The 15299-nt window shown below is 72.1% G+C and carries 14 protein-coding genes; 6 read left to right on the top strand and 8 right to left on the bottom strand.

Annotated elements, in window-relative coordinates; all coding sequences use genetic code 11:
- Positions 1-46: 46 nt before the first annotated feature.
- A complete protein-coding gene (locus AB0K21_RS17865) occupies positions 47-526 on the bottom strand; it encodes a DUF1003 domain-containing protein (protein WP_343977485.1) in 480 nt (159 codons plus the stop codon).
- Positions 519-1742: a CBS domain-containing protein gene (locus tag AB0K21_RS17870; protein ID WP_364151239.1), complete on the bottom strand. Its 1224-nt coding sequence runs from the start codon at positions 1740-1742 to the stop codon at positions 519-521. The genes AB0K21_RS17865 and AB0K21_RS17870 overlap by 8 nt, the downstream gene beginning before the upstream one ends.
- A 145-nt stretch (positions 1743-1887) precedes the next feature.
- Here AB0K21_RS17870 and AB0K21_RS17875 point away from each other — a divergent pair, with 145 nt between their 5' ends.
- Positions 1888-2832 (top strand): DMT family transporter, encoded by a 945-nt coding sequence (locus tag AB0K21_RS17875; RefSeq protein WP_343977482.1) that lies wholly within the window; start codon positions 1888-1890, stop codon positions 2830-2832.
- On the opposite strand, the gene AB0K21_RS17880 is transcribed toward AB0K21_RS17875, so the two are convergent.
- Together AB0K21_RS17880 and AB0K21_RS17885 are read right to left on the bottom strand one after the other, a co-directional pair.
- Entirely contained in the window at positions 2807-3172 is a 366-nt protein-coding gene (locus tag AB0K21_RS17880) for a hypothetical protein (RefSeq protein WP_364151100.1), read from the bottom strand. The genes AB0K21_RS17875 and AB0K21_RS17880 overlap by 26 nt on opposite strands.
- Before the next feature lie 60 nt (positions 3173-3232).
- The gene (locus AB0K21_RS17885) at positions 3233-3805 is read right to left on the bottom strand and encodes a biotin transporter BioY (RefSeq protein ID WP_343977476.1); all 573 of its coding nucleotides are present in this window, start codon (positions 3803-3805) and stop codon (positions 3233-3235) included.
- 159 nt (positions 3806-3964) lie between these two features.
- Between AB0K21_RS17885 and AB0K21_RS17890 the strand changes: the two genes are divergently transcribed.
- Together AB0K21_RS17890 and AB0K21_RS17895 are read left to right on the top strand one after the other, a co-directional pair.
- A complete protein-coding gene (locus AB0K21_RS17890; protein ID WP_343977473.1) occupies positions 3965-4906 on the top strand; it encodes a CoA ester lyase in 942 nt (313 codons plus the stop codon).
- A 444-nt stretch (positions 4907-5350) separates the two neighbouring features.
- Entirely contained in the window at positions 5351-8467 is a 3117-nt protein-coding gene (locus AB0K21_RS17895) for a hypothetical protein (RefSeq protein WP_364151105.1), read from the top strand.
- 17 nt (positions 8468-8484) lie between these two features.
- Here the strand turns inward: AB0K21_RS17895 and AB0K21_RS17900 are convergent, their stop codons facing one another.
- The gene (locus AB0K21_RS17900; RefSeq protein ID WP_364151108.1) at positions 8485-8868 is read right to left on the bottom strand and encodes an NUDIX domain-containing protein; all 384 of its coding nucleotides are present in this window, start codon (positions 8866-8868) and stop codon (positions 8485-8487) included.
- A gap of 89 nt (positions 8869-8957) precedes the next feature.
- On the opposite strand from AB0K21_RS17900, the gene AB0K21_RS17905 reads away from it, so the two are divergent.
- The 3 genes from AB0K21_RS17905 to AB0K21_RS17915 all read left to right on the top strand — a co-directional run bounded on the left by AB0K21_RS17905 (position 8958) and on the right by AB0K21_RS17915 (position 11304).
- Complete coding sequence (locus AB0K21_RS17905) at positions 8958-9599, top strand: DUF6758 family protein (protein WP_364151111.1); 642 nt, start codon at positions 8958-8960, stop codon at positions 9597-9599.
- A 76-nt stretch (positions 9600-9675) separates the two neighbouring features.
- Entirely contained in the window at positions 9676-10389 is a 714-nt protein-coding gene (locus AB0K21_RS17910) for an MBL fold metallo-hydrolase (protein ID WP_343977461.1), read from the top strand.
- 6 nt (positions 10390-10395) lie between these two features.
- A complete protein-coding gene (locus AB0K21_RS17915) occupies positions 10396-11304 on the top strand; it encodes a PD-(D/E)XK nuclease family protein (protein WP_364151114.1) in 909 nt (302 codons plus the stop codon).
- A 15-nt stretch (positions 11305-11319) separates the two neighbouring features.
- On the opposite strand, the gene AB0K21_RS17920 is transcribed toward AB0K21_RS17915, so the two are convergent.
- The 3 genes from AB0K21_RS17920 to AB0K21_RS17930 form a co-directional block, all read right to left on the bottom strand.
- A complete protein-coding gene (locus tag AB0K21_RS17920) occupies positions 11320-12237 on the bottom strand; it encodes an oxygenase MpaB family protein (RefSeq protein WP_343977457.1) in 918 nt (305 codons plus the stop codon).
- 69 nt (positions 12238-12306) lie between these two features.
- On the bottom strand, positions 12307-13179 hold the full coding sequence (locus AB0K21_RS17925; RefSeq protein WP_343977455.1) for an alpha/beta hydrolase: 873 nt from the start codon (positions 13177-13179) through the stop codon (positions 12307-12309).
- Between the two features lie 102 nt (positions 13180-13281).
- Positions 13282-15120, bottom strand: a complete 1839-nt coding sequence (locus AB0K21_RS17930; RefSeq protein ID WP_364151119.1) for a DEAD/DEAH box helicase — start codon at positions 15118-15120, stop codon at positions 13282-13284.
- Between the last annotated feature and the right edge of the window lie 179 nt (positions 15121-15299).

The following is a 15299-nucleotide window of genomic DNA, read 5'->3' on the forward strand; positions in this document are numbered from 1 at the left end:
TTCGCGCGGGCCGCGCGCCGGGGACACCCGGCGCGCGGCCCGTCTTTCACGCCTCCGTGGACGTTCGCGGCTCCTGGAGATCCTCCTGGAGCCGCTGCAGTTCCGAGCGGATGTAGTCGCGGGTGGCCACCTCGCCGACCGCCATGCGCAGCGCGGCGACCTCCCGGGCGAGGTACTCCAGATCGGCCTGGTTCCGTTCCGCGGCCCTGCGGTCGTGCTCGTTCTGGACCCGGTCACGGTCGGCCTGCCGGTTCTGGGCGAGCAGGATCAGCGGCGCCGCGTACGAGGCCTGCAGGGACAGGATCAGTGTCAGGAAGATGAACGGGTAGGGGTCGAACCGCAGGGACGGGGGGCCGAAGGCATTCCACAGGCCCCAGACGGTGACGAAGACCGTCATGTAGACCAGGAACCTCGCGGTGCCGAGGAAACGGGCGATCTGCTCGGAGAGCCGCCCGAACGCCTCCGGGTCGTAGTGCGGGCGGAGCCGCAGGCCGGGCTGTCTTGGCTGGTCGAGGCGGTCAGCCATGTCTGTCCTCCTGCTCGCGCCAGTCCTCGGGCAGCAGGTGGTCGAGCACGTCGTCCACGGTGACGGCCCCGACCAGGCGCCCGGCCTCGTTCACCACGGGAACCGCCACCAGGTTGTAGTTGGCCAGGTAGAAGGTCACCTGGTTCAGGGTGAACTCCGGCCTGATCGGGTCGAGGGAGGTGTCCAGGATGCTGCCGAGCAGTGTCGACGGCGGCTCGCGCAGCAGCCGCTGGAAGTGGGCCAGGCCGAGGAAGCGGCCGGTGGGCGTCTCGATGGGCGGCCTGGCCACGTAGACCTGCGCGGCCACCGCGGGAGTGAGCTCACGCTGGCGGATGTTGGCCAGCGCCTCGGCGACCGTCGCGTTCGGCGGCAGGACCACCGGCTCGCTCGTCATCATCCCGCCCGCGGTGTTCTCCGGGTAGATCAGCAGCCGTCTGATCGGCGCGGCCTCCTCGGGTTCCATCAGCGCCATCAGCGCCTCGGCCTGCTCTGCGGGAAGGTCCTGCAGCAGGTCGGCCGCGTCGTCGGGGTTCATCTCCTCCAGCACGTCCGCGGCCCGTTCGGGGGAGAGCCTGCTCAGAATGCTGATCTGGTCCCGTTCGGGAAGCTCCTCCAGCACGTCGGCGAGCCGTACGTCGTCAAGGGCCGCCGCCACCTCCACCCGCCGCTTGTCCGGCAACTCGTGCAGTGCCCCCGCCAGGTCGGCGGCGCGCATCGACTCGAAGGCGACCAGCAGGTTGGCGGCGCCCTGGTCCTTCTGGACGGCGCCGAAGCCGTGGACCTCGGCCCAGTCGACGACTCTGGTCGCGCCGCGCCGCCGCAGTCCGATGCCGGGTGTGCTCGGGACCACCGCCACCTTGGTGACCAGCCACTCGGCACGCCTGGTCTGCTCCATGGCCAGGTCAAGGACCGTCATCCGCTCGCCGCCGACCTCCACGCCGAGGTCGAGCAACTCGGCGACGGCCAGGGTCTCGGTCGCCCGCTGCTCGAACCTGCGCATGTTGAGCCGGCCGCTGAAGACCACCGAACCCGTCTGGGCGGACCGGATCCGGGTGATCGGCAGGAAGACCCGGCGCCGGGGCTGCACCTCGACGACCAGCCCGTGCACGTGCGGCGGCGCGCTGCCGGCGATGGCCACCACCACATCACGGACCCGGCCGATCTGGTCCCCGGCGGGGTCGAAGACCGGGGTGCCGGCGAGACGCGCGATGAAGATCCTCACATTTGAAGCGTAGGCCGCGTCTCGGGCCTACCGGCTGCTGCCACGCTCCCCGGCTCACATGCCGGACTCGATTTGCTGGCCGGTATCCCAACATGACAGCATCAAAGTCGCATAACGGTAATTACGGGAATGGTGTTTCATGAGACGTGCAGGACTGCTGATCGCGCTCGCGTCGTCCCTCTGTTTCGCCTTCTCGGGCCCCATGGCCAAATACGTGGGCGCGGCCGGGCTGGCCCCGCTGGAGGCGGTCTGGGTACGCATGGCGGGCGCCGGGCTGCTGCTCGTCGGCGTCCTCGCGGTGGCCCGGCCCTCGGCCCTGCGCATCCCGCGCTCGCGGCTGCCGTTCTTCGCGGCGTACGCGGTGATCGCGGTCGCCGGCGTGCAGGCGCTCTTCTTCGCGGCGATCACCCGGCTGCCGGTCGGCGTCACCCTGCTGATCGAGTACACCTCACCGGTGCTGGTGGTGCTCTGGGTAAGGTTCGTCCGGCGGGTACGGCTGCCGCGGGCGGCCTTCGCCGGAGCCGCCGTCGCCGTGCTCGGCCTCGGCATCGTGGTGGAGGTCTGGTCGGGTCTCGCCCTCGACCCGGTGGGGCTGCTCCTCGCCTTCGCCGCGGCGGCGTGCTGCACCGGATACTTCCTGCTCAACGACAGCTTCGGCGACGAGATCGATCCGCTCGGGCTGGTCGCCTGGGGGCTGCTCGGCGCCGCGGTGGCGCTCGTCCCGATCTCCCAGCCCTGGAACATCCCCTGGGAGGCGTTCGGCGGGACGGCCACACCCGTGGGCGGCTATTCGCTGCCGGTGGCCGCGGCGCTGGCCTGCCTGATCGTGGTCGCCACGGTCATCGCCTACATCCTCGGCGTGCTGGCGGTACGCCGCCTGTCGGCCGCGATCGGCTCCACCGTCGCCTCGCTCGAGGTCATCGCCGGGGCGGTGGTCGCCTGGATCCTGCTGGGCGAGGCGCTCGGACCCTTCCAGATCGCGGGTGGCGTGATCGTCCTGATCGGCGCCTACCTGGCCCAGCGGGCCACGGTCGTGCCGCCCGTGGCCGTGCCGGAGGTCAGGAAGCCGGCTCCCGTGGGGTGAGCCGGATCACCTGGGAACCGGTGGCCCAGCGCGCCACCAGGCTCGCGCCGTCGGGGGCGTTGAGCCGCTCCTTGGCGAGCGCGGCCACCGCGTCGGCGGCCTTCGTCTGGTCCATCACCTCCACGCTGGCGTCGAAGGCCACCAGGCGTCCGCCGTTGTCCTTGCTGCGCAGTGTCACCCGGACCTCACCGGCCTCGGCCAGCCCCGGCAGCGGCTGCTCGCCCCCGCCGGTGACCAAGTAGATCGCGCCGTCGTGCCAGGTGTGCCAGGCCAGCCGGGGCCGGTCCAGCGACAGCCACAGAACGCCCGACTTCTTGGCGCCCTCCTCGATCACACCCATAGGACGAATGTACGGCCTGTTCCTCCCTATGGGGCGGTACCGGCCGTACGTGCCGTGAGGTCAGTGCCGGGAGAGCCTCCAGGCGGCCGGGAGCAGCCCGGCCGCGATGGCGATCTTGAGGGCGTCGCCGAGCAGGAAGGGCAGCACGCCCACCGCGATGCCGGTGCCGAGGTCGGTCTGGGCGACGGCGACGAGGACCGGCAGGCCGAAGGCGTAGATGACCAGGTTGCCCACGATCATCGTGCCGACGGTGCGCGGGACGGTGCGGTCGCCGCCGCGTTCGGCGAGCCTGCCGACCACGGCCGCGGCGGCGACGAAGCCGATGACGTACCCGAAGGACGCGCCGAAGCCGGAGGTGCCGCCGGCGAACCACGGCAAGCCCGCGAGACCGGCCAGCATGTAGAGCGCCATGCTGAGCGCCGCGCGGTTCATGCCGAGGGCCGCGCCGACCAGTACGACCGCGAAGGTCTGACCGGTGACCGGGACGGGTGAGCCGGGCAGCGGGAAGCTGAGCTGCGCGGCCAGGCCCGTCAGGGCGGCGCCGCCGACCACGAGCGCGACGTCGCGGGCACGGGAGCCCGGGATGAGGTCGGACAGTACGGCGGGCCTGTTCACAGCGGAGGCGTTTGCCATGGTGGGTGTCTCCTTTGCAGGTTCTTGTCGCACATTCTTCTGAGATCTCCGGAAAAAGCCCTGCGAGATCGCCGCCAAGAACGGCAGGAGGTCTTTGTGCGGACGCCATAGCGCCGCCCGGCCGCCGGTCTGCTTTCCCGCGGGCGCTAGCGTGTGCCCATGCGTTCTCGGCGTTCATGTCTCGCGGTGCCCGGCAGCAACCCCCGATTCCTGGAGAAGGCCCAGGGACTCCCGGCGGACGAGGTCTTCCTCGATCTGGAGGACTCCGTCGCGCCCCTGGCCAAGGAGGGGGCGCGCAAGAACATCGTGGCGGCGTTGCGCGAGGGCGACTGGTCGGGCAGGACGAGGGTCGTCAGGGTCAACGACCTCGGCACCCAGTGGACCTACCGCGACGTCATCGAGATCGTGGAGGGCGCGGGGGAGTTCGTCGACTGCCTGATGCTGCCCAAGGTGGAGGACGCGGCCCAGGTGATGTGGCTCGACACGCTGCTCACCCAGATCGAGAAGGCGAACGGCCTCACCGTCGGCAGGATCGGCATCGAGGCTCAGATCGAGAGCGCCAAGGGCCTGGTGAACGTGGACGCCATCGGCGGCGCGTCCCGGCGCCTGGAGACGCTCGTCTTCGGCCCGGCCGACTTCATGGCCTCGATCAACATGCGGACCCTGGTGGTCGGTGAGCAGCCGCCCGGCTACACCGAGGGCGACGCCTACCACTACATCCTGATGCGCATCCTGATGGCCGCCCGGACGCACGGCCTGCAGGCCATCGACGGCCCCTACCTGGCGATCAAGGACCTGGACGGCTTCCGCCGGGTGGCGGGCCGGGCCGCGGCGCTGGGGCTCGACGGGAAGTGGGTGCTCCACCCGACCCAGATCGAGGCCGCGAACGAGGTGTTCTCGCCGTCGCAGGAGGACTACGACCACGCCGAGTTGATCCTCGACGCGTACGAGTACTACACGACGGTCGAGAGGCGCGGCGCGGTCATGCTCGGCGACGAGATGATCGACGAGGCGTCCAGAAAGATGGCGCTGGTGGTGGCGGCGAAGGGCAGGGCCGCCGGTCTCGCGCGAACCACGGCCTTCACCCCGCCCACGGCCTGACACCGGCGACCACCTGCCGGTGCGCCGCGGTGGCGGGCGCGGGTGAGCCGGGGGTTCCTCCATGGGGCTCAGCGGGCTGGTGTGTTTCAGGATTTTTATGGACAAATGATGATAATCCGGGTGCCGGATTGATAAATCTGACTAGAGAGGTCTCGTCATCGCGGCCGGGACGTGTTGCTCTTGACTGTGTACGGCCGAGGTCCGGCCGGTCGGCCGCGGGAGGTGATCGTTTCCGGAGAACGGGGTAGTAGTAGGGTCGCGTGCGATTTGCCGCATCCGTAGGGGTTGCGGCCTACCGTTACGGAGACGACTGGAACGGTCCGGGGTGGTGACCCCGGGCTGAAACGGGCTTCCTGCGAGGAGGTGCTGAGCGTGGCCTCGGGCCCCCACGACCCGCGCTCGCGAGAGTGGCCGGCGGATGACGGCGGCGTTCACGACGATGCCATGCGTGCAGGCAGGTCCCAGGAGCCACACGCGTCCCCACCGACGATCCAGCACTCCCCGCCAGGCCCCTCCGGCGACGATACGCGCGGGCTCTCCATGGCCTCCCCGTGGATGCTCCCGCCGTTCGCGGCGCCGACCCCGGACGACGGCGAGCCGCCCCGGGCCCGCCCGGAAGGACTCGGCGGCGAGCGGCGCCGTCCGTACGCCCAGCCCTACGCCCCCACCCCCCAGCCCGCCGGGCAGCCGTTTCCGCCGGATTCCCCCGCCGCCGACCAGCCCGCCACCGATCACCTCGCCGAGGAGCCCGTGGAGGAGCGGGGGACGGGTAAGGGCCGCCACGCCACACCGGAGCGAGGGCGCCCGCGCCTGGTGGACCGCCCCGACCTCCTGGTCGCCTCGGGGCCGCCGCCCGAGCGCAGGGGCAGGAGGAGGGCGGACCGGCCCGACCGCCTGGTCGCCTCGGGGCCGGCCCGCGAGCGCGGCGAGGACGGGCGGACAGCACCCCCGCCGCCCATGCCCGAGGACCGGATCAGGATGGGACCGAGCATTCCGGCGACGCCGGAACCTGTGCCCACCCCGGAACCCGGGCCGACCTCCGAATCGGATCCGGCGTCCGAGACCGAGGGGCCCGGCACGCCCGTCGAGGACGATTTCGAGCCGGTACGCCGGGTGGGGCGCCCGCCCGGCGGCAGGCCCGCCAGGCCCGACCTGCTCGTCGCGGAGGGCCCGCCCGGCAGGCGGGGTCCCAACGGCGGGCGGCACCACCGCTCGGCCGCCGCGCCCTCCGCGGTACGCCGGTCCAGCCCGACCAGGCGCAGGCGTGGCAGGGGCCTGGTGATCCCGTTCCTGATGGTCATGGTCCTCACCGTCGCGGTCGGCGGCGGCCTGGCCCTGTGGGGGTGGGTGAGCAGCCCGTTCGCCACAGGTCTCCGGCTGGTCGGCGACGAGGCGGGTTCGGGTGACGAGAACTTCGTGCCGCGGGCCGGTGTCGGCGGCAACGGCTCCAACCAGGTTCTCAACGCGGTGGCCTCGGTGGGCTCCGTCATGGTCGCGGTCGGCAGCGACACCACCAGTCCGGTACCCAGGCCGCTGTTCCTGGTCTCTCCCGACGACGGCACGACCTGGCAGCTGGGCAGGATGGTCGGCCCGGTGGGGTACGAGACGGGGCCGACCACGGTGGGCCGGGTGGCGGGCGGTGACGGCCGCTGGCTGGCGGCGGGCAACGACCCCCTCGGCTCGGGGCACGGCCTGTGGACCAGCTCCGACGGCTACAGCTGGACCGCCGTCGACCCCGCCGAACTGGACGCCTTCGCGCGCGGGGACAAGATCATGGACCTGGCCAGGACCGACTCGGGCTTCGTCGCGGTCGGCGCGGCCGTGCTGGACGACGGCACCACCGGGGCCGTCGCCTGGGTCTCGCCCGACGGGCGCGCCTGGAAACGGGTGGCGACCCGGGAGATCGGCATGCCGGACAAGGTGCGGGGCATCAAGGCGGTCGTCGCCAAGGGGAGCGCCGTGGTCGCACTGGCGGACCCGGCCCAGGGGCAGTCCACCTCGGTCATCCTGCGCTCGGCCGACGGAGGCGGGAGCTGGCAGCGGACCGGCACCGCGCTCAACGACGTCATACCCGAGCCGGGCGCGCTGGCCGTGGCAGGCGGGGGGTTCGTCCTCGTGCCGACCCAGCAGCGCAGCGACAGGGGCGAGGTCCGCGTCTACTGCTCGCCCGAGGGCGCCGACTGGAAGGCCTGCGGGACCATCACCGGCCTGGGGTCCGACGGTTCCGGCGTCAGGCGGCTGGCCTCCTCCTCGGCGGGGGTGGCCGCGGTCGTCGAATCCGGCTTCGAGCGCTACACGGTCCACACCAGCCCCGACGGCCGGGACTGGAGCAAGACCACAGACCTCGGCGAGGTACCCGGCTCGCTGCGGGCGCTCGCCCTGTCCGACACCGGCGCGCTCGTCGTCGGCGGCGACGAGCGCGCCGCCGACGTGGACAACAGGGTGGTTCTCATCACCGCGCCCAAGGGCGGAGAACCGAGGCCGGTCTCCCTGGGCGGGATCGAGGGCCTGGCCAGAGCCGCCCGCGAGACGGCCAGGGTGGCCGCGGGCGACGGCAGATTCGTCGCGGTGGGTGCCGTCTCGGGCGACGCCGGGATCTGGAGCAGCCCCGGCGGCCAGAGCTGGCAGGCGGGCGGCCCGGCGCAGCTCCTCGGCGGTCCGAGGCGGCAGGCGCTCGCCGACGTCGCGCACGGCAGGCGGGGCTGGCTGGCCGCGGGCAGCACGATGACCGACGCCTCCTCCACCGAACCGCTGCTGCTCACCTCCTCCGACGGCGAGAACTGGCGCAGGGTCGCGGTGCTGGGTTCCCTCGCCCCGGCCGGCGACCACGACTTCCTCGCCCCGCACGCGGTGGCGGCGGGCCCTTCCGGTTACGTCATGGCGGGTGAGGACCGCGGCCCCGCCGCCACCGTGCCCGTCCTGTGGTTCTCCGCCGACCTCAAGCGCTACTCCAGGGCGGCCAAGCTGCCCGCGGGCGGTACGGGCGTGCGGCTGCACGACGTCTCGGCGACCTCGTCCGGATACGTGGCCGTCGGCGGCGCCGGCACGGCCGAGCGCGAGACCGGCGTGGTCTGGGTTTCGGCCGACGGGGTCAACTGGAACGCGCGCAAGCCGGTCCTGCCCCCGGGGGCGACGTCGGCGGGGCTGCGGCACGTGGTCCTGTACGGCGGGGACATCGTCGCGGCCGGCACGGCCAGCACGGCGGACGGCCGGCGGGCCTTCGGCGCGGTGTCCGCGGACAACGGGACGAGCTGGGAGTTCTCCTGGCTCCCCGGAGAGACCGCGTCCGCCGTGCAGGACCTCGCCGCGACGCCGGAGGGCGTGGTGGCCGTGGGCTGGCACGGGGTTCCGGGCGAGGGCGACAGCGCGGCCTGGACCTCGGAGAACGGGCTGGACTGGCAGCTCCACACCCCCGGCCAGGGCAGGCTGGACGGTGACGGGGCCCAGTGGCTCGGCGCGGTGGCGGTCCTGGGCGGCCAGGTCGTGGCCCTGGGCCGCTCCACCACCTACAGCGCGGACCACCTCACCCTGTGGCGATCCAAGCTCACCTCGACACGGTGAGCCGGGCCTCGCGCCGCTCACTCCCGTGTGATGACCGACCACTCGACCAGCGCGTCCAGCAGGCCGGGGGTGAGCGGGAGCCGCGGTAGCTCCGCGCGGGTGACCCAGCGGACGTCCGCGGCGTCGTCCCCGGCGGAGAGCGTGCCGCCGGAGACCTCGGCCAGGTAGTCGCGGATCTTGTAGACGGCACCGCCGGGGCCGGGGCGGTCGACGGTTCCGGCCAGGCGCCCGGGGACGACGGTCAGGCCGGTCTCCTCCAGAACCTCTCTGATGACCGCCTCGGGGTCGGACTCGCCGGGCTCGACCCGGCCGCCGGGGACGGACCACAACCCCATCCCGGGTGGCCGGCCGCGGCGGACCAGCAGCATCCGCCCCGAGTCGTCGAGGATGATTGCCCCCACACAATTTACGCGCACGTGAACAACATTACGGCGTGATAACGACTGGGCCTCTTGACGGATGGGCCGTCGAAGAAGCAGCGTGGGTAGGCGTGAAAGCCGCCCCTACATGCCCACGCTGTTTCGGCCCGCTACGTCCGCCGAGTGCTTGGTCAAGCTCCTGGAGATGCGGTCCCCACGGTGATGTGCTGCCGTTCCAGCCACCCATACCTCCCTCCGCCGCCGCGGTGGAGGCCATCACCCGCATCTCCCGCGTCCCCGTCTGGGTCCCGTGGCCGCTGCCCACGGGATGGCTGGTCACCGGGTTCGCCCACGTGGGCGACGAGCGCAGCGGCGTACGGGCCACGGTGGTCGCGGTCTCCGGACCTTCGCTGACCTACGGGCCCGCCGATCTGCTGCTCATCGCGGAGGAGCCCGGGGTCGGGCTCGGCGCGGCGTTCGCCGGGCTGGAGAGCACCGATCCGGGCACCGGCTTCGACCAGGGCCCGCCGCACGCCAAGATCGAGGTCAAGGGCCATCCGGCCGCCCTGTGGTGCGTCACCGCCGCCTGTGACCGGGCCGTCTACGTGGGTGAGGCGCTGGGGAACTGGCTCTGGGCGGTCGTGTGGCCCGCCGAGGCCGGTTACCTGATGACCCTGGCCGAGCTGTCCCTGCGCGATCTGCGCGACCACGACCAGGCCCTCGACCTGCCCTTCGGGGCGTTCTCCCCGCGCCTGGAGGCCCCGGCCTCCTGACCGCCCGCTCGGTATTCGAACCCTTGACCGTTCCGTCCGGACCGGAGGGCGGATGGAGGCAGTAAAGTTCGGAAGCGTGACAGCGCGTATCGAGCGAGTGGTGACCGAGGGCGTCGTCGATGTCGACGGCGTCGAGCACAAGGTCGAGAACAACACGTGGATCCTGGGTGACGACGAGGATGTCATCGTCATCGACCCCGCGCGTGACGCGGAGGCGATCCTGGAGAAGGTCGGCGAGCGGGAGGTGCTGGCGATCATCTGCACCCACGGCCTGCCCGACCACGTGGGCGCGGCCATCGAGGTCGCGGCCAGAGACGAGGCGGTGATCGCCCTCCACCCCAAGGACAGGCCGCTGTGGCGACTGACCTGGCCGGACACCTGGCCGGACATCGACATGGAGGACGAGGGCCTGTTCGAGGTCGGCGGTGTCCAGCTGGAGGTCATGTCCACCCCGGGCATCTCCCACGGTGGCGTCTCGCTCTACTGCGAGGCTCTGGAGGCGGTCTTCACCGGCAAGACCCTGCAGGCCGACGGCCCCGGCAGGGTCGGCGGTGAGTATCCCGCCCTGGCCGACCAGCTGACCGCCATCGGGGGACGGCTGTTCACCCTGCCGCACGCCACCCGGGTGCTGCCCGCGCACGGCGAGGAGACCACGATCGGCGACCTGGAGCCTCAGTTCGACGCCTGGCTCTCCGGCTCGCTGACCCGAGGGGCGCAGGAGCAGGAGGAGGGGCCGCTGACCGATGGCACGCGCGCGGCGGGGATCCGGCTGAACCTCCGGGACGAATAGCCCCCGATGGACCAGCTTCCCCTGGACGGCATGCCGCGGCGGCTGTATGCCTGCACGCCGTCGCGGCTGAACAGCTGGCTGGACTGCCCCCGGCGCTACCGGTTCACCTACCTGGATCGGCCCGCGCCGCAGAAGGGTCCGCCGTGGGCGCACAACAGCGTGGGCGTCAGCGTGCACAACGCCCTGGCCGCCTGGTGGCGCGAGCCGTACGAGCGGCGTACGCCCGAGGTCGCCGCCGCCCTGCTCACCAGGGGATGGATCGGCGAGGGGTTCCGCGACGCGGAGCAGTCGGCCGCCTGGCGTGACCGGGCCAGGGAGATGGTCCGGGGATACGTGGCGGGTCTCGACCCCGCCGCGGAGCCGGTCGGCGTCGAGCGCACGGTCGCCACGCGCACCTCCGTCGTCGCCCTCTCCGGCCGGGTGGACCGGCTCGACCGGCGCGGTGAGGAACTGGTCGTGGTCGACTACAAGACCGGCAGGCGCCCGCTGACCACCGACGACGCCCGTTCCTCGCTCGCGCTGGCGGTCTACGCCATCGCCTCCTCGGCGATGATGCACCGCCCCTGCCACCGGGTCGAGCTCCATCACCTGCCGACCGCCTCCGTCGTGGAGTGGGAGCACACCGACGAGTCGCTGGCCCGGCACCTCGGCCGAGCCGAGGAGATCGCCGTCGAGGCCGCCGAGGCCGACGAGCGTTACCGGGCATGGTCGGCCGCCCGTCCCGGCGGGACCGGCTCGGCCGCGTCGCGGACCAGAGGCACCGGCCGGACCCCGCCACCGGTGCCGCCCGAGGTCGACGCCTCCTTCCCGCCCCGTACGGGCCCGCTGTGCTCGTGGTGCGACTTTCGCCGCCACTGCCCCGAGGGCCAGGCCGCGAGCGGCGACCGCGAGCCGTGGGACGCCCTCGCGGACTGACCGCGCGGCGCGCCGTCAGGCGGCGCGGGGCAGCAGGTCCGGCCAGCGGCGCGGGTCGGTCAGCCCCTTGAGCCCCTTGCCCAGGTCGTAACCCGCGGCGGCGAGCCGTTCGCGGGAGGCACCGAGCATCTCGCGGGTGCCGGGGGTGAACGCCCGGTCGTGGACGTGTTCGGGAAGCGAGTTCATGGTCAGCCGGAACGCCCTCAGCGCGGCGGTCACCGTGCTGGGCGGCACCTCGGGCAGCACGCCGTACATCTGCCTGGCCCAGTCGGGCAGCGAGTAGTAGCAGAGCGCGCCGAAGGGGAAGTAGGCGGGTTTGCCGGGGGTGAGGGCACGCAGCTCGGCGGGCAGTCGCGGCCAGAGCAGGAAGCGCACGGTGGAGGCGGCCTCGGGGGTGACCCGCAGCGTCGGGCGGACCGAGGTGAGGTAGTCGTCCAGCTCCGCCAGGGAGCCGGGCACGTCCTCGGCGTGCAGGCCGACGTAGGTGGCGCTGCGGCGCTGCTCGGCCAGGTAGCGGTCGGCCTGACGGTCGCTGAGCCCCAGGCCCGCCCGGCGTGCCACGGTCAGGTAGGAGGAGACCTCCGCGCAGTGCACCCAGAGCAGCAGCTCCGGGTCGTCCACCCGGTGGGTGCGGCCGGTGTCGGGGTCGTCGATGCGGAGCCGCCGATGGATTCCCCGGACGCGGCGGCCGATCTCGTCGGCCTCCGCGGGGCTGCCGAAGGTGACCCTGCCCACGAAGTCCGCCGTGCGGCGGAGCCTTCCGAACGGGTCCTGCTGGAAGTTGGAGTTCTGCCAGACGCCACGCATCGCGAGGGGATGCAGGGCCTGGAGCATGAGGCCGCGGACCCCGCCGACCCACATGGAGCGGTCGATGTGCACCAGCCAGGTCGCGGTGTGCGGAGGCTGGACGACGATGTCTTCGATGCTCGCCATAGTAAGTGAATCATTACATGGCATTCGACGCTCCGTCCAACAGGGGTCCCGGCAGCGGGAAATCCCAGGTCAGCTTCTCGGCCGACTCTCTGCGGCGTTCCAGAAACGGATGAGCGCGGCGGCCGTGGTCTCCGGGGCCTCCACCGCGGGGGAGTGGGCCGCGCCGGGGACCACCACGCAGTCGGCGTCCAGCCGGCGGGCCATCTCCGACTGCATACGCGGCGGCCAGCCGTCGTCGTGCTCGCCGTACAGGACCAGGGTGGCGACATCGACCTGGGTGAGCTCGTCGCACCGGTCAGGCGCGGAGAGCACCTCCTCGGTCATCGCGTACATGCCGGTGGGCGAGTTGGCGAACAGCCGCTTGCGCAGGAAGGCGATGATCTCGTCGGAGACCCCGGCGGACAGGGCCTCGGGCTCCATCCGGTTGTGCCACAGGTGCTCCAGCCCGAGGTCGGGCAGTTCCGAGAGCATGATGCGGCCCGCGCGCTCGCGGGGCCCGACGATCGCGGCGGGCCCGGAGCTCATGAGCGTGTAGGACCCGAACCGGGTACGGCCGTCGATGACCGCCTCCCGGGTGACCAGGCCGCCGAAGGAGTGGCCGACCAGGTGGACCGGGCCTCCGTGGCCGATCACCTGGGCCAGGACGTCGACGTCGTTGCCGAGCGCGGCGCAGCTGTAGGCGCTCCTGTCGTCAGGGCCGTTCGACTCGAACTGGCCTCGCATGTCGATCGCGATGACCTGGCGGCCGGACTGGGCGAGCGTCTGCAGCACCGCGATGAAGTCTTCCTTGCTCCCCGTCAGACCGGGGACCAGCAGGGCCGGCCAGCGCTCGGGAATGCCGCTGACGGGCAGGGCCTCCAGTGCGGCGAAGGTGCCCACCGCCGTCTCGATCTGGCGAGAGCGGACGCCAGGAGGCATGGTCAGAAAACGCGGCGTACTCACGTGGCCCCACGATACCTCTCTTGACGACATCGCTCCGTGCGTCCGGGAGCGCGAAAAGGGGCGCCACCCGGTAGGGTCGCGCCCCTTTTGATGTTGTTACCACTAGTTCGGACGGCGAGGTCCTCGTTGCTGGCCGCGGGTCTGCGGGCGGCGGCGGCTCTGCACGCGCTCGGAGGCCGCCGAGGGGGCGATCTCGTCGTCGTCCGACGCCAGGTCCGGAGACTTGAAGATCACCGCGAACGGGCTCGGCGGAATGATCTTCTCGGGCTGCGGCCGAGGCCTGGAGACCTCCGCCGCGGGCTCGTCGTCCCGATGTTCGGCCACGGCGTCGTCCTCTCCACCCGTCGCGAACTCCGCCACCGGCTCCCCGCTCCACGAGGGGACCTCGGCCACCTGCTCACGCCTGGCGCGGCGCTGCCTGCGGACCGGCTCGTCCGTCGTGGAGTCGGGGTGAGCCGGAGCCTCTGACTTCCCGACGAGGCTCACCTCGGGATTCAGCCCGGCCCGGCGAGCGCGGCCCCGGCGGGGCGCGGCCTCGGCGGTGTACTGGTCGTCACGGCTGTCCTTGCGGGGGGCCACGTCCGTCTCCACCTCAGCGATCTCGACGACAGGGGACTCGGCCGGCTGGACCTCCTCGGTGGTGACCGGCGCGGAGACCTCCTCGCTGGTACGGCCACCGCGGGTGCGACGGCGCTCGCGAGGCGTACGTGCCGGACGCTCACGACGCTCCTCACGATCGTCCTCGCGCCCCTTGCGGGGAGAGCGGGAGCGGATTCGCCCGGTCTCGCCGAGATCCTCGACCTCCTCGGCGGCCAGGCCCGCCCGGGACCGGTTGGCGCGCGGCAGCACGCCCTTGGTGCCCTCGGGAATGCCCAGATCGCTGAAGACGTGCGGGGAGGTCGAGTAGGTCTCGACCGGCTCGGGGAAGGGGAGCGAGAGCGCGTTGTTGATGACCTTCCAGCGAGTGAGGTCCTCCCACTCGACGAAGGTCACCGCGACGCCCGTCTTGCCGGCCCGGCCGGTACGGCCGATCCGGTGCACGTACGCCTTCTCGTCCTGCGGGCAGTCGTAGTTGACGACGTGGGTGACATCGTCGACGTCGATGCCGCGCGCCGCGACGTCCGTCGCGACCAGCACGTCGATCTTGCCGTTGCGGAAGGCGCGCAGCGCCTGCTCGCGCTGGCCCTGGCCGAGGTCGCCGTGGACGGCCGCGGCGGCGAAGCCGCGCTCCTTGAGCTGCTCGACGACCATGTCGCAGGCACGCTTGGTCTCGCAGAAGATCATGGTGAGTCCACGGCCCTCGCACTGCAGCAGGCGGCCGACGATCTCGATCTTGTCCATCCGGTGCGTGCGCCAGACGAACTGGGTCGTCTGCGGGGTCGCCTCGGCCTCGGCGTCGTTGTTCTCGGCCCGCACGTGGGTGGGGCGGGTGAGGTAACGCCTGGACAGGGCGACGATCTCACCCGGCAGGGTCGCGGAGAACAGCATCGTCTGCCGCTCCGCCGGGATGAGCTTGATGATGCGCTCGATGTCGGGCAGGAAGCCCAGGTCGAGCATCCGGTCGGCCTCGTCGAGGACGAGGGTCCCGATCTGGCTGAGGTCGAGGTGCTTCTGCTTGACCAGGTCGAGCAGGCGGCCCGGGGTGCCGACGATGACGTCGACGCCCTGCTTGAGCGCCTCGATCTGGGGTTCGTAGGCGCGCCCGCCGTACACGGTGAGGATCCGCGAGCCGAGCTTTCCGGCCGCCGTCACCAGGTCCTCGGTGACCTGAACGGCGAGCTCACGGGTCGGTACCACGACCAGCCCGCGGGGCTTCTTGCGGTTCTTCCTCGGCTTGCCGACACGCTGCAGCATCGCCACGCCGAAGGCGTAGGTCTTGCCGGTGCCGGTGCGCGCCTGGCCGATGATGTCCTGGCCGTTGAGGGCCAGGGGGAGTGCCATTTCCTGGATCGGGAACGGCGCGATGATGCCCTCGGTCTCAAGGGCATCGGCGATCTCTGGGGTGACTCCGAGGTCTCGGAACGTCGTCAGCTTGGCCTGCCTAAATCTCCGTTGAAGGCAGGACTGCCGGGACCACGGGCAGAAAACATGTTCCCCGTGCCGGGTCCTCGCGGAAGGTC

It is taken from the genome of Streptosporangium sp. NPDC049248 (genome assembly GCF_040678965.1).
GTDB classification, from domain to species: Bacteria; Actinomycetota; Actinomycetes; order Streptosporangiales; family Streptosporangiaceae; genus Streptosporangium; species Streptosporangium fukuiense.